Origin of the sequence: Rodentibacter trehalosifermentans (assembly GCF_002000545.1) — a bacterium.
Taxonomy (GTDB): domain Bacteria; phylum Pseudomonadota; class Gammaproteobacteria; order Enterobacterales; family Pasteurellaceae; genus Rodentibacter; species Rodentibacter trehalosifermentans.
The window spans coordinates 13,747-34,456 of sequence record NZ_MLHL01000028.1; the positions used below are offsets into that span (position 1 = coordinate 13,747).

Annotated in this window: 23 protein-coding genes; 6 read left to right on the top strand and 17 right to left on the bottom strand. The window is 41.8% G+C overall.

The features are described from left to right. Window positions 1-54 precede the first annotated feature (54 nt). Window positions 55-1,005 carry a sigma-E factor regulatory protein RseB gene (rseB, locus tag BKK52_RS05830; RefSeq protein WP_077478214.1) on the top strand — a complete coding sequence of 317 codons (951 nt, stop codon included), beginning with the start codon at window positions 55-57 and terminating at the stop codon, window positions 1,003-1,005. 191 nt (window positions 1,006-1,196) lie between these two features. On the opposite strand, the gene BKK52_RS13325 is transcribed toward rseB, so the two are convergent. Together BKK52_RS13325 and BKK52_RS05835 are read right to left on the bottom strand one after the other, a co-directional pair. Beyond that, window positions 1,197-1,292 carry a methionine/alanine import family NSS transporter small subunit gene (locus BKK52_RS13325; protein WP_122983414.1) on the bottom strand — a complete coding sequence of 32 codons (96 nt, stop codon included), beginning with the start codon at window positions 1,290-1,292 and terminating at the stop codon, window positions 1,197-1,199. A gap of 1 nt (window position 1,293) precedes the next feature. Further along, on the bottom strand, window positions 1,294-2,808 hold the full coding sequence (locus BKK52_RS05835) for a sodium-dependent transporter (RefSeq protein WP_077478216.1): 1,515 nt from the start codon (window positions 2,806-2,808) through the stop codon (window positions 1,294-1,296). A 152-nt stretch (window positions 2,809-2,960) separates the two neighbouring features. Between BKK52_RS05835 and BKK52_RS05840 the strand changes: the two genes are divergently transcribed. Then, complete coding sequence (locus BKK52_RS05840; RefSeq protein WP_077419928.1) at window positions 2,961-3,596, top strand: tellurite resistance TerB family protein; 636 nt, start codon at window positions 2,961-2,963, stop codon at window positions 3,594-3,596. Here BKK52_RS05840 and BKK52_RS05845 read toward each other — a convergent pair. Genes BKK52_RS05845 through BKK52_RS05865 form a run of 5 tightly spaced genes read right to left on the bottom strand, consistent with a single transcriptional unit; the run spans window position 3,593 to window position 6,472 of the window. After that, entirely contained in the window at window positions 3,593-4,066 is a 474-nt protein-coding gene (locus BKK52_RS05845) for a GNAT family N-acetyltransferase (RefSeq protein ID WP_122983415.1), read from the bottom strand. The two genes, BKK52_RS05840 and BKK52_RS05845, sit on opposite strands and share 4 nt — an antisense overlap. 4 nt (window positions 4,067-4,070) lie before the next feature. Beyond that, entirely contained in the window at window positions 4,071-4,505 is a 435-nt protein-coding gene (dtd, locus tag BKK52_RS05850) for a D-aminoacyl-tRNA deacylase (RefSeq protein ID WP_077478218.1), read from the bottom strand. A 26-nt stretch (window positions 4,506-4,531) separates the two neighbouring features. Then, entirely contained in the window at window positions 4,532-5,338 is an 807-nt protein-coding gene (locus tag BKK52_RS05855; protein WP_077478219.1) for a virulence factor BrkB family protein, read from the bottom strand. Next, window positions 5,335-5,808, bottom strand: coding sequence for a YchJ family protein (locus BKK52_RS05860; protein WP_077478221.1), 474 nt, complete (start codon window positions 5,806-5,808; stop codon window positions 5,335-5,337). The genes BKK52_RS05855 and BKK52_RS05860 overlap by 4 nt, the downstream gene beginning before the upstream one ends. Then, complete coding sequence (locus BKK52_RS05865) at window positions 5,798-6,472, bottom strand: MOSC domain-containing protein (protein ID WP_077478223.1); 675 nt, start codon at window positions 6,470-6,472, stop codon at window positions 5,798-5,800. Before BKK52_RS05865 ends, BKK52_RS05860 begins: the two co-directional genes overlap by 11 nt. A gap of 119 nt (window positions 6,473-6,591) precedes the next feature. On the opposite strand from BKK52_RS05865, the gene BKK52_RS05870 reads away from it, so the two are divergent. Next, window positions 6,592-8,091 carry a helicase HerA-like C-terminal domain-containing protein gene (locus tag BKK52_RS05870; protein ID WP_077478225.1) on the top strand — a complete coding sequence of 500 codons (1,500 nt, stop codon included), beginning with the start codon at window positions 6,592-6,594 and terminating at the stop codon, window positions 8,089-8,091. A gap of 51 nt (window positions 8,092-8,142) precedes the next feature. Further along, a complete protein-coding gene (udp, locus tag BKK52_RS05875; protein WP_077478227.1) occupies window positions 8,143-8,901 on the top strand; it encodes a uridine phosphorylase in 759 nt (252 codons plus the stop codon). A 54-nt stretch (window positions 8,902-8,955) separates the two neighbouring features. Here the strand turns inward: udp and BKK52_RS05880 are convergent, their stop codons facing one another. From BKK52_RS05880 to argC, 10 genes are all read right to left on the bottom strand, one after another. Beyond that, window positions 8,956-9,771 carry a shikimate 5-dehydrogenase gene (locus BKK52_RS05880; RefSeq protein WP_077478229.1) on the bottom strand — a complete coding sequence of 272 codons (816 nt, stop codon included), beginning with the start codon at window positions 9,769-9,771 and terminating at the stop codon, window positions 8,956-8,958. A 2-nt stretch (window positions 9,772-9,773) separates the two neighbouring features. Further along, complete coding sequence (locus tag BKK52_RS05885; RefSeq protein WP_077419922.1) at window positions 9,774-10,700, bottom strand: hypothetical protein; 927 nt, start codon at window positions 10,698-10,700, stop codon at window positions 9,774-9,776. Window positions 10,701-10,711: 11 nt separating this feature from the next. After that, a complete protein-coding gene (cysE, locus tag BKK52_RS05890; RefSeq protein ID WP_077478231.1) occupies window positions 10,712-11,509 on the bottom strand; it encodes a serine O-acetyltransferase in 798 nt (265 codons plus the stop codon). A gap of 9 nt (window positions 11,510-11,518) precedes the next feature. After that, complete coding sequence (gene gpsA / locus BKK52_RS05895; protein ID WP_077478233.1) at window positions 11,519-12,526, bottom strand: NAD(P)H-dependent glycerol-3-phosphate dehydrogenase; 1,008 nt, start codon at window positions 12,524-12,526, stop codon at window positions 11,519-11,521. Window positions 12,527-12,577: 51 nt separating this feature from the next. Next, window positions 12,578-13,090, bottom strand: a complete 513-nt coding sequence (secB, locus tag BKK52_RS05900) for a protein-export chaperone SecB (RefSeq protein ID WP_077478235.1) — start codon at window positions 13,088-13,090, stop codon at window positions 12,578-12,580. Between the two features lie 12 nt (window positions 13,091-13,102). Beyond that, a complete protein-coding gene (locus BKK52_RS05905) occupies window positions 13,103-13,549 on the bottom strand; it encodes a rhodanese-like domain-containing protein (protein WP_077473724.1) in 447 nt (148 codons plus the stop codon). Window positions 13,550-13,698: 149 nt separating this feature from the next. Continuing rightward, window positions 13,699-14,838, bottom strand: a complete 1,140-nt coding sequence (locus tag BKK52_RS05910) for an acetylornithine transaminase (RefSeq protein ID WP_077419917.1) — start codon at window positions 14,836-14,838, stop codon at window positions 13,699-13,701. After that, window positions 14,839-15,576 (bottom strand): acetylglutamate kinase, encoded by a 738-nt coding sequence (gene argB / locus BKK52_RS05915; protein ID WP_077478237.1) that lies wholly within the window; start codon window positions 15,574-15,576, stop codon window positions 14,839-14,841. A 14-nt stretch (window positions 15,577-15,590) separates the two neighbouring features. Then, window positions 15,591-16,790, bottom strand: a complete 1,200-nt coding sequence (gene argJ, locus BKK52_RS05920; protein ID WP_077478238.1) for a bifunctional glutamate N-acetyltransferase/amino-acid acetyltransferase ArgJ — start codon at window positions 16,788-16,790, stop codon at window positions 15,591-15,593. Window positions 16,791-16,805: 15 nt separating this feature from the next. After that, window positions 16,806-17,828, bottom strand: coding sequence for an N-acetyl-gamma-glutamyl-phosphate reductase (gene argC / locus BKK52_RS05925; protein WP_077478240.1), 1,023 nt, complete (start codon window positions 17,826-17,828; stop codon window positions 16,806-16,808). 268 nt (window positions 17,829-18,096) lie between these two features. On the opposite strand from argC, the gene ansB reads away from it, so the two are divergent. Both ansB and BKK52_RS05935 read left to right on the top strand, forming a co-directional pair. Further along, a complete protein-coding gene (gene ansB / locus BKK52_RS05930; RefSeq protein ID WP_077473729.1) occupies window positions 18,097-19,146 on the top strand; it encodes an L-asparaginase 2 in 1,050 nt (349 codons plus the stop codon). Window positions 19,147-19,299: 153 nt separating this feature from the next. Next, the gene (locus BKK52_RS05935) at window positions 19,300-20,622 is read left to right on the top strand and encodes an anaerobic C4-dicarboxylate transporter (protein ID WP_077419912.1); all 1,323 of its coding nucleotides are present in this window, start codon (window positions 19,300-19,302) and stop codon (window positions 20,620-20,622) included. Window positions 20,623-20,710 lie beyond the last annotated feature (88 nt).

Below are 20,710 nucleotides of genomic sequence, written 5' to 3' on the forward strand. Positions count from 1 at the left end.
CCATTCACCACGAATCTTTGATGACGTGGTGAATTTTTTATGAATTAAAAGTTTATGAAAAAAATAACTTTAAAACTGACCGCACTTTTATTTTCTGCGCTGTTAAGTATTTCTTCTTCAGCGGAAGAGATCACGCCAAAACAAATTTTAGAAAAAATGGTGCAGGCGGTAAATCATCTCAATTATGAGATTGCCTTTGTGCAAACTTCGCCGACCAATATGGATTCTTTTCGTTATCGCCATATTAAACGGGATAACAAAACCTATGCCCAATTGGTAACTCTTGACGGGGAGCAGCAAGAAATTATTCAACGTGATAATTTAGTTAGTTATTTTCAGCTGGGATCCCGCGCTTTTACGCTCAATAGCGGCAGTATCGTTGATGCTCAGCCATCGGTGATTCGTAGCAATTTTGATAAATTGGCGGAAAACTATAATTTTATTATGTTGGGAAAAAATCGGGTAGCTGGTCGTTTTACGGATACCGTTCGCATCGTACCAAAAGATGATTTTCGCTATCAATATGTGGTGTTTGTAGATGAAGAAAACGGTTTACTGCTTCGCAGTGATATGCTTGATCGTGAGGGTAAATTATTGGATCAATTCCGTGTAGTGACCCTTTATATTGATGATCGTCTTAAAGGATTAACGGACTATTTAAATAAGGTTTCAACCCCGCCCCTATTAAACGAAGCACAAAATATAGCGGCATCCCTTAATTGGCAGGCTGGCTGGTTGCCAAACGGGTTTGCAAAAGTTCGTCAAAGCCAAGATTTATTTGAAGACGAAGTGATTGACAGTGTGTTATTTAGTGACGGGTTGTTTACTTTTACTTTATATGTCACTAAAGCAGAAACCCAACAAACGAATCAAGATCAAACGTGGAAACAGGGAGAATATACCCTGTATAGTGAAGTGGTTGGTGACAAGGAAATAATCTTTATCGGGCAATTACCCATCGCTATGGCAAAGCGCATTGTGCAGGAAGTGAAATTTTCCCAATAGTTAAGAAAGTGAGGTTGGTTTAAGATTATTTTGTAGCATTATATAAAAAATGCACAAAACAATCATTTCCAACGAGATGTAGGGACGTTACGCTGGCGTACCTACATTTTTTTTGAGCAACATTTACATAATACTGAAAAAAATAACCGCACTTTTTGAAAAGTGCGGTTGATAATTTCGTTATTTTTTCTTTATTTCTCTTCCGGTAATCGAAGGAGGGCGAATAAGAAACCACCCCAGATTACGCCAAGGGCTATGATCATCATAGTAATTGCACTTGCGCTCATTTTATTCTCCTTTTGATTCTAAGGTTAATTGGGTTTCGCTTTTCCATTTCAAACGGGAAAGGATAAAGGCAACAATGAGTAAGCTAATTGCCATTCCCCAACCAAAAATATTCACAAACCAGCTTGGATAGCCTTCGTAACCTTCAGAGAAGACTTTGGCGCCTTCACTGAATAGCATAAAGGCGAGGATACCGGTGGTGAGTACGATACATAAGCGCCAGAAAAAGCCGACTTTGAAAGAGGAGGTTTCGTTTAAGTGATTGCCCAATAAACCCAGCTTTTCATTTGAGACAATTGCAACGAGAGAAACGAAGGCTACAGCAACGATACCGAAATAGTTGACGAATTTATCAAATACATCAAGCATTGGTAAGCCGGTTGTGGTACCGAATAAAATGACGGAAACAAACATCATTGGTACGCCAACGATAAAGGTCACTTTTGCACGGCGAATACGAAGTTTGTCTTGAATTGCCGAGATAATAACTTCAATCACGGAGATAAATGAAGTAAGTGCGGCAAAAGTGAGCGAACCGAAGAACAGCACACCAAGCACTTCGCCAAATGGGGCTTTGTTGATAATCGTTGGGAAAGCGAAGAAGGCTAAGCCAATCCCGCCTTTTGCTACTTCGCTCACTTCTTGTCCTTGTGCGGTGGCGATGAAACCTAATGCGGCAAACACGCCGATACCGGCTAACACTTCAAAGCTACTGTTTGCAAAACCAACCACTAAACCACTGCCGGTAAGATCGGATTCTTTTTTCAGGTAGGAGGCGTAAGTCACCATAATCCCGAAACAGATAGAAAGCGAGAAGAAAATTTGACCATAAGCCGCAATCCACACACTAGGGTTGGAAAGTTTTGACCAATCCGGTGTGAACAGGGCATTTAACCCTTTTTCTGCACCCGGTAAAAAGAGGGAGTAAACCACGAGGGCGATAAACATGACCACAAGAACGGGCATAAGAATGGAGGAAGATTTTGCAATCCCTTTTTGAATTCCCATGGAAAGCACACCTAAGGCAATCACCCAAACGGCAATTAACGGGCCGGTAACCATTCCAACAAATTCAAAACTTACACCATTGGCAATATCGCCCATTTTTAGAAATTCACCAATGAAAAAATCGATGGGTTTATCACCCCATGCACCGTTGATAGAAAAGTAGGTATAACTTGCCGCCCAGCCTAACACGACGGCGTAATAGAGACCGATGATGACATTGACCATCACTTGCCACCAGCCAAACACTTCAAAATGTGGGCTGAAGCGGCGATAGGATAAAGGGGCCCCCCCACGGTGACGATGCCCAATCGCATAGTCTAAAAATAACAAAGGAATCCCTGCGGTTAGCAGTGCGATAAGGTAGGGAATAATAAATGCACCACCGCCATTTTCGTAGGTGGTATAAGGAAAACGCCAAATATTGCCCAAACCAACGGCTGAGCCAATCGCAGCGAGAATAAACGCTTTACGACCGGAAAAGGTCTCGCGCTTTGGAGCAGATTGTGCCATAAATTGTTCCTGTTAAAAAATGAAAAAGGCTTTAACTATAATGGAATCTTTTATCTAGTCAATAAAATTGACGAAAGAGTGGTTAGTTTTTGGGAATTTTTCCGCAAAAATTTGGTCTATAAAACGATTTTCATCACAAAAAGGAACAATTTATGGATTTTAATCAAATTTTAAATCAAGTCGTCAACATGGCGAAAAACTCAGCGAGCAATTTGCAAACCGGTAACCCCACTTTGGATAATATCACCAAAGTGGGCGGTGGCGCAGCGATTACCGGTATTTTGTCAATGATCTTAGGGCGTTCCGGTGGCGCAAGCTTGGCAAAATTAGGCTCATTGGCCGTGTTGGGTAACTTGGCTTATCAGGCCTATCAAAATTATAAAAAATCCCAACAAAGCCAACCGGCGATGTCGGCTAATGATTTTGATGTCTTAAATTCCACTTCCCAGCAAGAGGCAAGTGCCTTGATTTTGCGCACAATGATTGCCGCAGCGGCAGCAGATGGCGATATTACGGAAGATGAAAAACAAACCATTGCTAATGAAATTGGTGATAACGGAGAATTGGCACAATGGATTGAGCAAGAAATGGTAAATCCGATTAGTGTGGATGAGATTGCACGCCAAGTTGGGAATGATACTGCTCTTGCTGCAAATGTTTATCTTGCGGCACGCTTGGTGAGTAAGGATTTATCCCGCAAAGAGATTATTTTCCTTGCCAATCTTGCTTCTGCGCTCGGCTTAGATGAAGCGCTGGTGGAACAATTAGAAAAACAAGCGGGATTTTAAATGTTTGAGGGGATGAAAATCCCCTTATTTTTGACCGCACTTTGTTGGTGTTTAGTTTGTAGGTTTGCTAAATACTCATCAAAACCATGGCGTTTATTTTCCATAAAAACAATGTGGTCGGGTATGCGAACAATTTCCCGAAAGCCGAGGTCTTGGAAAAATTTTGCAGATTCACATTTTGTATAGAGAAATAGATGGGCGTTGCCCCGTTCCATTTGGATATGAATCAAATGGGTGAGAATTTGGTTCATTAATCCTTCACCCTGATGGTTTTTCGATACGGCTAAACAACGCAAAGTATCATTAAAACAGCCGCCTGTGGCGATGATATTGAAATCTTCATCAAACATCGCACACAGATAATCTAAGTTAGGATCCCGGCGAATGCCCTCTTGCTCAAGTAAGTTATCTATTTGTTTGAGGTTGTGTTGGTCACAAAAGGCAACCTTGCCAATGGAATAATTGTTCATATTGTTACACCCTTAACCAAAAGGTGACCGGGCCGTCATTGGTGAGGCTGACTTGCATATCAGCTGCAAAACATCCGTTTTCTACGGGAATTTTTTCAGCACATTTTTGCGAGAAATACTCGTAAAGTTCATTCGCTAAGGCAGGATCCGCCCCTTTAGAAAAACTGGGGCGTAAGCCTTTTTGCGTATCTGCCGCTAAGGTAAATTGGGATACCACCAACAATGCTCCCCCCGCTTGCTGAACATTCAAATTCATTTTGTCGTTTTCATCGCTAAAAATTCGGTAATTTAACACTTTTTCGGCAAGTTTATCCGCTTTCGCGCGGTCATCCTCTTTTTCCACGCCGAGCAATACTAATAATCCTTTGCCGATTTGCCCGATGGTTTCACCGTTTACCTCTACACGAGCCTGTGTTACACGTTGTATTAATGCAATCATGGTATTTCCTTCATTTATTTGATTTTTTAACCGCACTTTTGTTGTTTGATTTCTTCTAATACGGCGGCAAGTTGAGCCCCAATTAATACCACTGTCCAGCTTAGTTGGATCCAGAGCAACATAATCGGTAGGGTTGCCATTGCACCGTAAATCAATTGATAAGAGGGAAAGGTCACGATATACCAAGTAAAGGCTTGTTTTCCCAAAGTGAAAAATACCGCAGCAATGAGTGCACCGGCGGCAGAATGTTTGATACTAACTTTCTTATTGGGTACGACCATATAAAGCACGGTGAAAATAAACCAAGTAGAAAGAAAAGGCACAAAACTAAGCAGTTTTAACCCAAATGAGAGATGTTCTGAGGTTTCAAACACCGTTTTTATATAGGCACTGGCGGCAATGCTTGTACCGATAAGCAAAGGTCCTAAAGTTAAAATTAGCCAATAAATCGCAAAGGAGGTAAAAATCGGGCGTGAGCTGCTATCTTGCCAAATGCCGTTTAAGGTGCGATCAATGGAATTGATCAACATTAACGCCACGGCAATTAAACTCACAATACCCACCGCACTCATTTGCTTAGAGTTGTTCACAAATTCATCAATATATTGACCTACCACATCACCGGCAGAAGGGGCGAAATTGGTGAAAATAAATTCTTTTAATGCACCGGTAACCTCATTAAACACAGGAAAGGCGGAAAAAATAGAAAAAATCACCATAATTAACGGCACAATGGCCAACGTTGTGCTGTAAGTGAGCGAGCCTGCCGCCTGCGTTAATTTATTTTCATTAAAGCGCCGCCAAAATTGTTTAAAGAAAGTGAAAATTGTCATAACCACGCTCCACAGCAATGTTTAAATTTTTTACCCGAACCACAAACACAAGGCTGTTTCATTGTCGGTAAAGGCACGGTGGGATCAATAAAATACCAACGCCCACCAATATTGACAAAAATAGACCGCTCTTGGTGGGATTGCTCTCCCTTCTTGCCTTGAAAAAGGGCATTAAACTCCACCGCACTGTGGCTTTTTATGAGGGGTTCTGTTTTCAGAATTTGTAAGCCAAGCCATTGTGTATTGTCTGCCCAATTTTGTAAGGCTTGAACATTTAAGTGGGGTTGTTGATTGGGCACAGTGGTTTCCACAATATAGGGAATGTTTTTCAATACATAGGCACAATAACGTGAACGCATCAGTTGTTCTGCGGTTTCCGGTAAGGCTTGGTTATGATGAAATATACCACAACAATCACCATAATTTTTGGCAGATTGGCAAGGGCAAAGTGCGGTCGTTTTAGAGGTCATTTTCGGGTGCCTTTATTTTACTTAATTGTGAGTTCAGAGAACGTTTAAATGCCTCAGCTAATTCTTCAATGGCTAACGCCTGTTCTAATTCTTCCTTTGTCGGATTGCCAGATAATAACTGATTTAAGTGGCGAATAGTGAGATGTGGATAAGGTCTGCTTTGTAATTGTAATTTATCGCCTTGTGTGATTTCCCCTTCTTCAACGACCCGCACATACCAGCCGGTCCAACCTGAACGATATATCGTTTTTTGGGTTTCGGGATTGTTGGTGTTTTTAGAAAGACGTTCACAAGGTTTGCGTGGTTGGGAGACTTCTAAAAGGGCTGTGCCAATTTTAAAACAATCCCCCACACAAACGGAATCCTCATCAAAGCCGGATACCACAAAATTTTCACCATAAATTGCCGTACCGGTGTAGGAAAAATCTTCACCTAATAATTCATTGAGTGCAGTAAATGACACATCAGACATAAAAAACAGGGCTTTATCCACACCGCCATGATGCTTTTTTAATCCCACATCGTTGCCATAGGCGCCAAGTTTATGGATTTTGACTGAAGGCACAGGCTGTTTACGGATGGCACTTTCATAGGTAGAGCCGTCTGCAAAGGTTAGCGAGGCAACCTCCCCTATTTTGATGACTAAAATTTCCGCTTTTGACATTTTTTTCCCCTTTTTGCAAAAACGCACAAAATTATACCGTAAAATCACTTAAATTTTGACCGCACTTTGTTTTTTCCTTATTATCTTGTTCACTTCATACACAATAAAAAGGAACACTTATGCAATATGATCTCGCCCGAACAGAACAGGGAAAAACATTGGGTATAACAGCAAAAATGGCAAACCGACACGGATTAATTGCTGGTGCGACAGGGACAGGGAAAACGGTTAGCCTACGCAAAATTGCCGAGGCATTTAGTGATGATGGTGTGCCTGTTTTTTTGGTGGATGTGAAAGGTGATATTTCAGGGTTGGTTCAGCAGGGACAATTGAGTGGCAAAATCGCCGAACGTATTGAACAGTTTGATTTAGGTGGCGAACATTATCTGAGCGGTTATCCGGTTTCTTTTTGGGATGTATTTGGCGAAACCGGAATTCCATTACGCACCACCATTTCTGAAATGGGCCCGTTATTGCTTTCCCGTCTATTAAACCTCAATGCCACCCAAGAGGGATTACTTAATTTGGTATTCCGTGTAGCCGATGATAAAGGCTTATTGCTGATTGATTTAAAAGATCTCCGCGCCATGCTGAAATATGTGGCGGAAAATGGCAAAACTTTCCAAGTGGAATATGGCAATGTCTCTACGGCAAGTGTGGGGGCGATTCAGCGTGCTCTGCTTACCCTTGAAAATGAAGGGGCAAGTAATTTATTTGGTGAACCGGCACTTAATCTCGACGATTGGTTACAAACCCGAGATGGGCGAGGGGTCATCAATGTTCTTAATTCCGAAAAATTGATTAATTCACCAAGAATGTATAGTGCGTTCTTACTCTGGTTGATGTCTGAACTGTTTGAACAATTGCCGGAAGTGGGTGACCCTGATAAACCGAAATTTGTCATGTTTTTTGATGAGGCACATTTGTTATTTGACGGTGCGCCGGCAGTATTGGTGGAAAAAGTGGAACAGGTGGTTCGTTTAATTCGCTCCAAAGGGGTGGGGATTTATTTTGTCACCCAAAACCCGTTGGATTTGCCGGATACGGTTTTAGGGCAATTAGGAAACCGTGTGCAACATGCCTTACGAGCCTTTACTCCACGAGATCAAAAAGCCGTTAAATCTGCTGCTGAAACCTTCCGTGCCAATCCTGCAGTGAATGTGGTGGAAACGATTTCAACCCTTGGTGTGGGGCAAGCATTGGTTTCTTTCTTAGATGAAAAAGGAATGCCAACCCCTGTTGAAATAGCTTATATTTACCCGCCGAAAAGCCAACTTTCACCCCTTTCTGCCGAAGAACGTCATGCATGGGTGAAAGATGATGAGCTTTATTCTTTCTATAAAGATTATGTGGATAATGAATCAGCCTTTGAAGTATTAAATGCACAAGCCGACCTTGCCGCTGTTCAACAAAAACAAGCACAGCAAGCCCAAGAGGAAGAAGAAAACGGTATTTTAGGCAGCCTAAGCCGTATGATTTTTGGTACTCAAAAACGAGGGGATAAGCTCAGCCCAACAGAGCAAATGGTAAATAGTGTGGCGAAATCCGTCGGGCGTAATATTCGTAATCAAGTCACAAAACAAATTATGCGTGGTATTTTGGGTGCATTGAAAAAATAATAAACCAAAGTGCGGTTATTTTTACCGCCAAATTTAAACAAGGAGACAATTATGTCAGACGTATTTCATTTAAACCTCACCAAAGCCCAATTAAAAGGGGCAACTATTGCAATTGTTCCCGGTGATCCGGCACGCAGTGAGCGTATTGCCAAACATCTTGATAACCCTGAATTTCTCACCAGCACTCGAGAGTTCACCTCTTGGTTGGGATATCTCAATGGTCAGCCGGTGGTGGTGTGTTCAACCGGGATTGGTGGGCCTTCCGTTTCCATTTGTGTGGAAGAATTAGCCCAACTTGGCGTGCGTACTTTTATTCGTATTGGCACAACAGGGGCAATCCAACCGCATATTCATGTAGGTGATATTTTGGTTACCACCGGCGCAGTACGTTTAGATGGGGCAAGCCGACATTTTGCCCCATTGGAATACCCGGCTGTGGCAGATTTTGAATGTACCACTGCACTGGTTAATGCAGCAAAAGAGAAAGGTGTTGAGCCATTTGTTGGCATTACTGCCTCCTCCGATACCTTCTATCCGGGGCAAGAACGTTATGATACTTACAGTGGAAAAGTTTATCGTGATTACCAAGGTTTACTCAAACAATGGCAAGATCTCAATGTGATGAATTTTGAGATGGAATCGGCCACCTTATTTACCATGTGTAGTGCCTTAGGTTTGCGTGCCGGTATGGTATCCGGGGTGATTGTTAATCGTACCCAGCAAGAAATCCCAAATGAAGCCACCATAAAAGCCAGTGAAGAAAAAGCCATTTCAGTGGTCGTGGAAGGGGTGAGAAAACTATTAGCTTAATATGATAAAAAGGCGTTTGTGAATTTCAAAACGCCTTTATTTTTAACCGCACTTTTAACTATTTGCTCTCGCAAAGGTAGCGGCCTCATGAATTAATTCATCACTTGGGCGTTGGTGGGTGTAGAGTTCAAATTGTTCCACCGCCTGTAAAACAATCACCTCAGCACCGGAAATAATTTGTTTTCCTTGGCTTTCGGCATAGCGGATAAATGGGGTTTCAGCAGGGATCGCCACCACATCAAAGGCGACACTTGCCGCATCAATCAGCGATTTTGGGAAGGCGAGATCAAATTCTTCTTTTCCCCCTTTCATTCCAATTGGGGTCACATTGACTAAAATTTCAGCCTGTTGGTTTTCTAAACTATTGATGTAGTCATAGCCATAAAGTGTGGTCAAATATTGGCCTGTTTTTTCATTACGGGCGTAAACTTTCAGTTTCTCAAAACCTGAGTTTTTAAATGCGGCTACCACAGCTTTTGCCATGCCGCCACTGCCTTGTACAATCACGGAGCTATTTTTATCTAATTGATATTTATCAATTAATTTCACAATAGCAATATAATCGGTGTTATAAGCGCGCAAAAAGCCATTGTCATTAACAATGGTATTGACCGATTCAATGGCTTGGGCTGACGGGTGAATTTCATCTAAAAACGGCATGCAGCTTTCTTTAAAAGGCATAGACACCGCACAACCACGGATCCCTAAGGCTCTAACTCCCTTTACAGCATGTTCAATATCTTGCGTGGTAAAGGCTTTATAAATAAAGTTAAGCCCTAATTTTTTATATAAATAATTATGAAAGTTTGTGCCAAAATTTCCCGGTCTGCCGGAAAGGGACATACAGAGTTGAGTATCTTTGTTGATCATAGTTATTTCCCAAATATTTTAGTGATTGTCTTTACCCCTATTTTTACACTTTTCTTAAGGGGTTCTTCTAAGAGTTTATGTGGTGCTAAGAATGCCGCACCTTCACCCAATCCCTCTCCAACTGTTTCAATGAGTTCTGTATTACTTGATGATTCGGAGATAATCGGGCGAATTTCACGGGTAATAGCATCAATATGAAAAATTCGAGATTTATTTTCATCCTTAATTTGGCAACTTACGGAAATAATCGGAATTAAATAAAGCGCTATGTCTAACTCTAAATCTTCTTGAGTTATTTTATAGGCATTGTTATTTTTATCATCATAAGATTGGATATAGATATTTTCTTCTAAAAATTCAAAAATATCATTTAAATAGAGTTTTTCAATAACTTGATCCAATGAATAGTCTTTATTCCATTTTGAGATTTTTTTATCAATGTTAGCGCTGATAATTGAATCTTTATGTTTTTCCAGATATTTATTGAATTTTTTATCGAAAGTTTTATTGGGATACTCAAATAAATAGTCAAATTTAATTTCTTCTTCGCCAATTTCAATGGTTGGAATTGAAATCATCTCATTTTTAACATTAAAGACATCATCACCAACTTTTATTTGAGCAATCTTAGATTGGTTTTCTAAAGATACAAAAATATCTTTCTTCTCGGTATATTCAAATTCAACCTTTCTGATAATTTTGACTTTCCAAACTCCACAAAAATCATGTTTTGTGGTCATTTTTAAAATATCCTCTTTATTAATTTTTCTTGATAAAAGACGATTGAATATTTTCGGATTAATTAAATTTTCAATTACGGTATCTTTTGCTCTCTCATCATCTTCCTTTTGTTTATTGGTGAGCTTATAAATTTTGATTTGATCTCGATATTGGTTCAATAATTGACCGCACTTTGTTATTTCAGACATCATTTTTCACCTCAAATATTCAAATTCATACCATCATCAATAAAATATTGGTTCATTTCAAAGGCAGGTTTGGCGGCTTTGTCTTTGCCGATAATGCGGGCAGGAACGCCGGCTGCGGTGGCATATTCCGGTATAGGTTGAAGTACCACAGAATTTGCGCCGATTTTCGCATATTTACCCACTTCGATATTGCCAAGGATTTTTGCCCCGGCACCAATCATCACACCTTCCCGCACTTTAGGGTGGCGATCACCGGATTCTTTGCCTGTGCCGCCTAGGGTGACACCTTGTAAAATGGACACATCGTTTTCAATCACCGAGGTTTCCCCCACCACAATGCCGGTGGCGTGATCGAACATAATACCATGCCCAATTTTTGCCGCCGGGTGGATGTCCACATCAAAGGCTACGGAAATTTGGTTTTGTAAATAGAGGGCGAGGGCTTTTCGATCTTGTTGCCATAAATAGTGGGTGATTCGATAGCTTTGGATGGCGTGAAACCCTTTTAAATAAAGCAAGGGGGTAGACCACAATTCTACCGCAGGATCCCGTTGGCGTACGGCTTTAATATCGCAAGCGGCATAATCAATAATCGCCGGTTCGGCGAAATAGGCCTCTTCAATAATTTCACGCAAAGAAATTGCCGGCATAATGGGATTGGCTAATTTATTGGCGAGCAAATAACTTAACGCACTGCCCAGATTTTGGTGTTTTAAAATGGTGGAATGAAAAAAGCTCGCAAGCATGGGTTCGTGCTCCGCTAATGTTTTCGCCTCTTGACGAATATGTTGCCATACTTCTAATGTCATTTTTCCTCCTTATTCGCCTTTTCGTTCACGCCCAAGTAAGCTGCGAACAACATCTTGTGCATTTTTCCCGCAAAAGAGAATTTGATAAATTTGCTCTGTAATGGGCATTTCCACGCCTTGTCGTTGGGCGAGGAGATAAGCCTCTTTTGTGTTGTAAAAACCTTCCACGATCTGCCCGATATTTTCCATTGCCGCTTGTGCCGTTAAACCTTCACCCAACATCAGTCCAAAACGGCGGTTGCGTGATTGATTGTCGGTACAGGTTAAGACAAGATCCCCTAAACCGGACATTCCCATAAAGGTGTTGGGATTTGCCCCTAAGGAAGCCCCTAATCGGCTGATTTCTGCAATGCCCCGGGTAATTAATGCCGTGCGTGCGTTAGCGCCAAATCCCATTCCATCGGAAATACCGGCACCAATAGCAATAACATTTTTAATTGCACCACCCAGCTGCACCCCAATCATATCTGTGTTCACATACACCCGAAAATGCTTGCTGCAATGAATGCGAGCCTGAAATTCAAGAGCAAATTGTTCGTTATTGGAAGCGAGGGTAATAGCTGTGGGTAAGCCTTGCGCCAGCTCTTTGGCAAAAGTGGGGCCGGAAAGTACGGCAAGCGGGTAATTTGTTCCAAGTTTTTCTTCCGCCACGGTTTGTAAAAGCCGTCCGGTGTTTCGCTCTAATCCTTTGGTTGCCCAAATAAGGCGATGATGAGGTTGTAAGTGCGGTCGAATTTGGCTGAGAATTTCGTTAAACGCATGGCTTGGTACGACGATTAAAATATCTTGTGAGCGTAGGATCGCTTGTGCCAAATCATATTCTAGGTGTAATTCTTCAGGAAAAACAATATCGGGTAAGAAACGGCGATTTTGGCGTTCGAGACGCATTTGCTCAATATGCGTAGCATTATGCCCCCAAAGATAGGTTGGGGATCCGTTACGTGAGAAAGAAATCGCTAACGCCGTACCATAAGAACCGGCGCCAAGCACAGTAATCGGTGATTGAGGTTGCATCATTTCCCCCAAAAAATAAAGGGCAAACCCAAAGCTTGCCCTTTGTATCAAGAATTAATGTTGAGTTTCTTTTGCTTCTTCAGCTTGGGCATTTCCTGCTTCTTGCTGACGGTTCATATATTCAATAAATAAGGCATCAAAGTTCACCGGTGAAAGGTTTAATGCCGGGAAGGTACCACGGTTGACTAAACTTGAGACCAATTCACGGGCATAAGGGAACAGCATATTCGGGCATTGTGAGGTTAAGCAATGTGCCATTTGTACCTCTTCCAAACCACTGATGGTAAATACACCGGCTTGTTTCACTTCACAGAGAAACGCAAGATCCCCGGAATCTTCCAAAGTGGTTTCAACGGTAATATTTAGGGTGACTTCATAGAGATCATCACCTAATTGCACGGTTTCTGTACTTAAATCAAAACCTAATTTGGGTTTCCATTCTTGATGAAAAATATGAGGAAGATTTGGTGCTTCAAAAGACACATCTTTCACATAAATACGCTGAATTTGTAGAACGGCTTGTGATTCTTCTGCAGCGATTTCTGGCTGTTGGTTTTGTTCGGACATAATTTTAATTCCTTATTTGTGTTTTTTAACGATAGGTAAATTTGCGCCCATCCAAGCGGCAATTCCTTCTTTTAGTACATAAACGCGAGCAAAGCCTTGTTTTGTGAGCAATGCGGCAGATGCCGGTGCCGATATGCCATTCACATCCACCAAAATCAATGGTTTTTCTTTGTGTTGTTCAATTTTACCGAGATTGGCATTTTTGATATCGCTTGGGAGTAAATTGAGACTATTAATGATATGACCACGTTGGTATTCATCAAGGGTACGAAGATCGATCACTACGGCATCTTCATTATTCATTAAACGAATCACCTCAGGGTGTGCGATGACTTTAAATTTTTCGGTTGCCGATTTTAAAAAGGTGTAAATCACTGCGGCGAAAATGGCAAACCAAGAAACGGTGAGTAAGGTGTGTTTTTGTGCAAATTGAATTGCATCAGGCAGAAATTCTTGCATTGTTATCTCAAATTAATGTTAGTTAAGTTTAGGCTGAAAGAGGGCTTAAGTATAACCGTAGTTTGGTTTTCTTTCAAAAAAATTCTTGTTTTGCAAAGCGTGGTTGGAAAAAAGAAAAGATTGACAGCAAGTGTCAATCTTTTTATGAATCAGTATGCACTTAGCACTTGATGAATTTGTGTGATGGCTTTGTCCAATTCTTCTTTTGAAATGATAAGGGGAGGCAATAAACGTAGGGTATTGCCTCGTGCAGATAGGGCGAGTATGCCTTTTTCGTGGAGTTTGCCTAGCACTTCCTCGACAGGAACATTGTTAGCAAGCTGTATGCCTAGCATAAAACCTTTACCGGAAACACGTTTTACCATAGTAAGTGCGGTCAATTCTTTTTCTATTTTTTCAAATAACCATTCAGCCTTGTGTTGGACTTCTTCAAGTAAAGTAGGGGTTAAACAGTCCAGAACTTGATTGGCGGCTGCCATAGCAATCGGGTTACCACCAAAGGTCGAGCCGTGTGAACCCGGTTGAAATGCCTCCCCCAGTTTTTGTTTACCGATGACCGCGCCACAAGGTAAACCGTTCGCCAACCCTTTTGCGAGGGTTATGATATCCGGTTGAATGCCATAATGTTGATGGGCAAAGAGTTTACCGGTTCTCCCCATACCGGTTTGAATTTCATCGACAATAAGTAACACACCTTGTGTTTGGCACTGTTTTTCTAAGGCAATTAACCACTCGGTATCAGCAAGGGTTACCCCACCTTCACCTTGTATGATTTCCACGAAAACGGCGGCATAATCCGAAGTGATGGCAGATAATGAAGACATCTCATTGTAATCAATAAAATCAACGTCATTTAATAATCTACCGAACCCGCTTTTAATTGTCTCATTGCCCGTGATAGAAAGCGCCCCCATGGTTCGTCCGTGAAAAGACTGATGAAATGCCATGAGTTTGTGTTTACCCGTGTATTTTCGGGCTAATTTGATCGCCGCTTCATTGGCTTCTGTGCCGGAATTGCAAAAAAAGACTAATTGGTCTTTGCCTTTTACCAGTTTTGCTGCCACCTGCTCTTGGAGTGTACTGTGATATAAATTGGAGGTGTGCCATAGGCGGTGTAATTGTTGGATCACCGCTTGATTGAGGGATTCTACGTTATAGCCGAGATTGCACACGCCGATTCCACTGGTTAAATCCAAATAGCGTTTTCCGTGATTATCCGTGAGATAGACACCCTCTCCGCTGATAATTTCAAAGGGGAAACGCTTGTAAGTGTTAAATAACGTACTCATTTAGTCTTCCTTAAATATCGTGCCTTCATTTAATGTGTTTGAGCAAATTTTCACATTCGGGATGCCTTTTTCAACGGCATAAAATGCGGCATTGATTTTGGGCAACATCCCACCGCCAATGACCTTTTTCGCCTGTAATTGTTTTGCTTTTGCGGGTGTTATGATTGAAATTACCCGCCCTTCTTTGAGTACGCCCGGCACATCGGTAACCAAATAAAGTGCTTTCGCTTGCAATAATGCCGCAATTTCAGCGGCGGCATGATCACCGTTAATATTCAGCCAACCCCCTTGCGCATCCTGTGCTAATGGGGCAACGACACCCACATAATCATTTAAGAATTTCTCAAAAAGTGCGGTGTAAATTTCCGTTACTTTTCCCACCGAACCAAGTGTGAGCGGATCGATCATTTCACCTTGGATAGCAGTATTTGAGAGTGTATTTAACCCCATTGCCGGGATCTGATGAGAGGCGAGCTGCTGCAAAATTTGGGGTTGAATTAAGCCTAATAACACCATTTGGGTGATTTCTAATGTGGCAGCATCGGTAACACGGATACCGTCTTTTTTCATCACGGGTAATTGCAATTTTTCACAATATTCGGAGATTTTATTGCCTCCACCGTGAACCAAAAGAACGGCTTTTCCCGCAGCCCGCCATTGTTTAAGTTGTTGATAAAAGACTGGCGTGAGTTCGGCACCGGCATTACCGCCAATTTTAATGACGATCAGATTTTTCATTTTTTCCTCCATCACTAGGTGGCATAAGAAGCGTTTATATTGACGTATTCATAGGTTAAATCGCACCCCCAAGCTTGCCCCTGTGCGTTTCCAATGTGTAAAAAAACATCAATCACAATGACCGCACTTTTTAGAATTTCACTCACTTCCTTTTCGGAGAAATGTGCCGCTTGCCCTTTTGCTACAATAGGCGTTTGATTGATATTCACATCAATCAGTGTTGGATCTATATGGATTTGGCTTGCTCCCAGTGAGCTGAGAATCCGCCCCCAATTTGGATCCGCGCCGAAAATAGCGCTTTTCACTAAACTTGAACCCACAATGGATTTCGCCGCAATTCTGGCTTCTTCTATGGTTTTAGCGCCTTGCACATTCACTTCAATCAATTTTGTTGCCCCTTCACCGTCTTGTGCGATCATTTTTGCCAATTCGGTGAGCATAAATTGATAAGCCTGTTTAATCAGTGGGTAGTCGGTGCTTTGTTCGTTAATTTGTTGATGACCAGCTTTGCCGTTTGCCATTAATAACACCATATCATTGGTGGAAGTATCGCCATCAACGGTGATTTGATTGAAAGTTTGTTCCGTTAATTCACTCAAAAGTGATTGCAAAGTATTGGCTTCAATGGCGCAATCTGTTACTACAAAGGCTAACATGGTCGCCATATTCGGGTGGATCATTCCGGAGCCTTTTGCAAAACCGGTGATGGTGCAAGGTTTCCCCTCAATCTCAATGCGTAAACAAAGTGTTTTTGTTTTAGTATCCGTGGTTAAAATGGCTTGAGTGATTAAATCGTTTTGTGTTTTTTCCAGCTTTGCAATGCCTTGTCGCATTTTATCCATGGGTAATGCAGTGCCGATGAGACCGGTGGAAGCCACACCCACAAGATCAGCGGAGATACCGAGTTTTTCAGACACCCATTGTTGTTCTAATAACACATCTTTAACGCCTTGTTCTCCGGTGCAAGCGTTAGCAAACCCACTGTTCATCACTATAGCCTGCAATTGTTGTGTTTTTTTCACCAGATTTTTGGTTATTGAGGTGGGGGCAGCACAAATTTTATTCGTTGTATAAACACCGGCAGCATTCGCCACCACATCAGACACCACCCAGCCTAAATCCAATTTGCTATAACGCAACCCTGCGTGTACCGCATCGCTGCTGTAACCTTTTGGCCAGCAAAATGCTTGTTCTTGCCATTTTGTTTTGTTCATGCTTTCCTCCATTACTTAAGGGAATAAGGGAAACTGCGGTAAACCGACCGTCTCCTCAAATCCAAAATATAAATTAAAGTTTTGCACCGCTTGCCCAGCTGCACCTTTCATTAAATTGTCGATCACAGAGACGATGGTGACGATTTTTGTGGAAGGGTTCCACATCACACCGATATCGCAGAAATTGGAGCCGACCACCTCTTTAATGGTTGGCAGTTGTGCGCCTCTAAAACGCACAAAGGGCTTTTCTGCATAACATTGTGTAAAAATGTTTTCGATGATTGACTGTGTAACCGGCTGGGTAAGTTTTGCATAAGTATTCACCATAATGCCACGAGTGATGGGTAATAATGTGGTCGAAAATTGAATTTGTTGCAAACTTGCATCCCAATCCCTTAATTGCTGTGTGATTTCGGGAATGTGTTGATGTTGATTTAAACGGTAAACCCATAAATTTTCGTTGATAAAAGGGAAATGCGTATGTGTAGCCGGGTTTTTCCCCGCCCCGGATACGCCAGATTTTGCATCGGTAATAATGGAGCCCGCTTCAATAATGCCGGCTCTTGCCAAAGGAGCTAAGCCTAATAGAGTAGCGGTGGCATAACAACCCGGATTGGCGATATAGGCGGTATAGTGAGTGGTAAATTCGGGCAATGCATAAGTAATTTTATTTGTTGGTGGTAATTTCCGCCCTTTTTGGTGATACCAATTTTCATAGAGCTGTTCGCTTCTCAAGCGGAAATCGCCGGATAAATCAATGACAGGGAAAGCGCTATCAATTAAGGGTTGCATTAACTTCCCTGTGACCCCCGAAGGGGTGGCACAGAATAGGCAATCCGTTTCTTGTTGAATATTTTTTACATCAAATGGTTTGATTATTATATCGTTTTTCCCAAGTGCGGGAATGCGCTCGCTGAGCATTTGCGTTTCTTGTGTGCTGCCATAAAGTATGACTTGAGAGACTTTCGGATGTTGTGCCAGTAATGTGTAAAGTACCGTGCCGCTATAACCCGTAATGCCGATAATGCCAACTTTCATATTTACTCCAATAAGATTTATTTTGCATATTTATGCAATTATTTAGAATAAATATATTAATTTAACGTGCATGTCAACCCAAATATCGTAAAAATGTTAGCTGGTCGAACCAATTTATTGGAAAAAATAAAATGTAGTGGTGATTGGAGGGGCTGATAAAAAATATTATTTTTGATGATCAAGATCATCTTTTTCTCTTTTTGCCATTCCATCTTAATCGGTTTAGTTAGAAGATAGCAGGGAATTTATTATCCCTATGGAGTTTTTTATGAAATTAAACAAATTGGCGTTCTCTTTACTACTAGGTTTTAGTGTTTCTGCGGTGAATGCGGCTGAATTACTGAATATTACGATTCTTGCGACAGGCGGCACGATTGCCGGTAGTGGACAAAGTGCGGTCAATTCTGCCTACAAAGCCGGACAGCTTAATATTGATACTTTGATTGAGGCAGTACCGGAAATGAAAAATATTGCCAATATCAAGGGTGAACAAATTGTGAAAATCGGTTCACAAGATATGAATGATGAGGTTTGGTTAAAATTGGCGAAGGCAATCAATGCGCAATGTAAAAATACCGATGGTTTTGTGATCACACACGGTACTGATACGATGGAAGAAACCGCCTATTTCTTAGATCTCACGGTAAAATGTGAAAAACCGGTTGTACTTGTGGGGGCGATGCGTCCTGCCACGGAAAAGAGTGCAGACGGTCCGTTAAATTTATATAACGCAGTTGTGGTGGCGACCGATAAAAAATCTGCCGGTCGCGGTGTACTTGTAGCGATGAATAATGAAGTGCTTGGTGCACGTGATGTAACGAAAACCAGCACCACAGCGGTGCAAACCTTCCATTCACCAAATTTTGGTGCGTTAGGTTATATTCATAATAGCAAGGTGGATTATGAACGTTCACCGGAAAGCAAGCATACAGTGAACACACCATTTAATGTGGAAAAATTAGACAGCTTACCTAAAGTGGGGATTGTTTATGCCTATTCTAACGCACCGATTGACCCGTTAAATGCCTTATTGGAGGCCGGTTATCAAGGTATTGTGACGGCTGGTGTGGGGAACGGCAATGTCAATGCGGCTCATTTGGAACGTTTAGAAAAAGCGGCAAAAGAAGGGGTTGCGGTGGTGCGTTCTTCCCGTGTACCGACCGGTTATACCACCCGTGATGCCGAGGTGGATGATTCTCTGTATGGCTTTGTGGCTTCCGGTACACTAAATCCGCAAAAAGCACGGGTGTTATTACAACTTTCATTAACGCAAACCAAAGATCCGAAAGTAATCCAGCAATATTTTGAAGATTTCTAACGTTTTACAAGTGAAAAGTGCGGTGAAAAATAACCGCACTTTTTAACAAGAGAGGGTTTCTTGATCTAAATTATAGAAGCCTTGCCTATTTGTTGGTATATTGACGCCGCTTTATAACAACATAATCGTTTATTTTTTAACTTAGGGGGCAGTATGTCTGCAATGTTTTTATTACAATTTGCCATCGTGCTATTGTGTATCCTGGTGGGGGCACGTGTCGGTGGTATCGGTCTTGGTGTATTTGGCGGTTTGGGGCTTGCCATTCTTTCCTTTGGTTTTGGTTTGAAACCGGCGGGTTTACCCATTGATGTGATGTTTATGATTATGGCGGTGGTTGCGGCGGCGGCGGCAATGCAAGCGGCAGGCGGTTTGGATTATATGATCAAAATTGCGACAAAAATTTTACGTCGTAACCCAAAACACATTACTTTCATCGCACCGGCGGTCACTTGGTTATTCACCTTTTTGGCAGGAACAGGTCACGTGGCTTATTCTGTTTTACCGGTTATCGCAGAAGTGAGCCGTCAAAACGGTATTCGTCCGGAACGTCCGCTTTCAATGGCAGTGATCGCTTCACAATTTGCCATTGTGGCTAGCCCGATTGCAGCGGCGGTTGTTGCGGTAGTCGCTTATCTTGAACCGCAAGGTATTCATCTCGGCGATGTGTTAATAGTGACTGTGCCGGCAACTCTTTTAGGTATCTTCTTTGCTTGTATTTTTGTGAACAAAATGGGGAAAGAACTGAAAGATGATCCTGAATATCAACGTCGTTTAAAAGATCCGAAATATGCTGATGCCTTTAATTCTACGACGGATGTGAAAGAATTAGAAATCAGCAAAACCGCAAAAATTTCCGTTTCTCTCTTCTTATTCGGCGCATTACTTGTAGTGTTAATGGGGGCGATTCCTTCTTTACGTCCGGTGTTTGATGGGAAACCGATGGGAATGGCACATACCATTGAAATTATTATGTTATCCATTGGTGCGTTGATCGTCCTCACTTGTAAACCGGATAGCACGGAAATCACTAAGGGGTCAGTGTTCCACGCCGGTATGCGTGCAGTGATCGCAATTTTTGGTATCGCATGGTTAGGCGATACATTAATGCAAGCTCATATGACGGAAGTGAAAGATATGGTGAAAGGTCTGGTTGAAACTGCACCATGGACATTTGCGCTTGCTTTATTTGTGCTTTCCGTATTAGTAAACAGTCAAGGTGCCACCGTGGCGACCTTATTCCCGCTTGGTATTGCCCTTGGTATTCCTGCTCCGGTGTTAATCGGGGTGTTTGTAGCAGTAAACGGTTATTTCTTTGTACCAAACTATGGGCCGATTATTGCTTCCATTGACTTTGATACCACCGGCACAACCAAAATCGGTAAATACATTTTTAACCATAGCTTTATGTTACCGGGCTTACTGAGTATGGTATTTAGTGTGGCAATTGGTTTGTTGCTTGCCAATGTGCTACTTTAAATTGATTGATTTATGAACAAAACGGTGCATAATGCGCCGTTTTTTATATTTACGAACTTATCCACAAAACATTGCTCTAACAAAGACA

Coding starts and splice junctions, on each gene's coding strand:
- rseB (WP_077478214.1), top strand. CDS start 55: ATGAAAAAAATAACTTTAAAACTGACCGCACTTTTATTTTCTGCGCTG.
- BKK52_RS13325 (WP_122983414.1), bottom strand. CDS start 1,292: ATGAGCGCAAGTGCAATTACTATGATGATCATAGCCCTTGGCGTAATC.
- BKK52_RS05835 (WP_077478216.1), bottom strand. CDS start 2,808: ATGGCACAATCTGCTCCAAAGCGCGAGACCTTTTCCGGTCGTAAAGCG.
- BKK52_RS05840 (WP_077419928.1), top strand. CDS start 2,961: ATGGATTTTAATCAAATTTTAAATCAAGTCGTCAACATGGCGAAAAAC.
- BKK52_RS05845 (WP_122983415.1), bottom strand. CDS start 4,066: ATGAACAATTATTCCATTGGCAAGGTTGCCTTTTGTGACCAACACAAC.
- dtd (WP_077478218.1), bottom strand. CDS start 4,505: ATGATTGCATTAATACAACGTGTAACACAGGCTCGTGTAGAGGTAAAC.
- BKK52_RS05855 (WP_077478219.1), bottom strand. CDS start 5,338: ATGACAATTTTCACTTTCTTTAAACAATTTTGGCGGCGCTTTAATGAA.
- BKK52_RS05860 (WP_077478221.1), bottom strand. CDS start 5,808: ATGACCTCTAAAACGACCGCACTTTGCCCTTGCCAATCTGCCAAAAAT.
- BKK52_RS05865 (WP_077478223.1), bottom strand. CDS start 6,472: ATGTCAAAAGCGGAAATTTTAGTCATCAAAATAGGGGAGGTTGCCTCG.
- BKK52_RS05870 (WP_077478225.1), top strand. CDS start 6,592: ATGCAATATGATCTCGCCCGAACAGAACAGGGAAAAACATTGGGTATA.
- udp (WP_077478227.1), top strand. CDS start 8,143: ATGTCAGACGTATTTCATTTAAACCTCACCAAAGCCCAATTAAAAGGG.
- BKK52_RS05880 (WP_077478229.1), bottom strand. CDS start 9,771: ATGATCAACAAAGATACTCAACTCTGTATGTCCCTTTCCGGCAGACCG.
- BKK52_RS05885 (WP_077419922.1), bottom strand. CDS start 10,700: ATGTCTGAAATAACAAAGTGCGGTCAATTATTGAACCAATATCGAGAT.
- cysE (WP_077478231.1), bottom strand. CDS start 11,509: ATGACATTAGAAGTATGGCAACATATTCGTCAAGAGGCGAAAACATTA.
- gpsA (WP_077478233.1), bottom strand. CDS start 12,526: ATGATGCAACCTCAATCACCGATTACTGTGCTTGGCGCCGGTTCTTAT.
- secB (WP_077478235.1), bottom strand. CDS start 13,090: ATGTCCGAACAAAACCAACAGCCAGAAATCGCTGCAGAAGAATCACAA.
- BKK52_RS05905 (WP_077473724.1), bottom strand. CDS start 13,549: ATGCAAGAATTTCTGCCTGATGCAATTCAATTTGCACAAAAACACACC.
- BKK52_RS05910 (WP_077419917.1), bottom strand. CDS start 14,838: ATGAGTACGTTATTTAACACTTACAAGCGTTTCCCCTTTGAAATTATC.
- argB (WP_077478237.1), bottom strand. CDS start 15,576: ATGAAAAATCTGATCGTCATTAAAATTGGCGGTAATGCCGGTGCCGAA.
- argJ (WP_077478238.1), bottom strand. CDS start 16,790: ATGAACAAAACAAAATGGCAAGAACAAGCATTTTGCTGGCCAAAAGGT.
- argC (WP_077478240.1), bottom strand. CDS start 17,828: ATGAAAGTTGGCATTATCGGCATTACGGGTTATAGCGGCACGGTACTT.
- ansB (WP_077473729.1), top strand. CDS start 18,097: ATGAAATTAAACAAATTGGCGTTCTCTTTACTACTAGGTTTTAGTGTT.
- BKK52_RS05935 (WP_077419912.1), top strand. CDS start 19,300: ATGTCTGCAATGTTTTTATTACAATTTGCCATCGTGCTATTGTGTATC.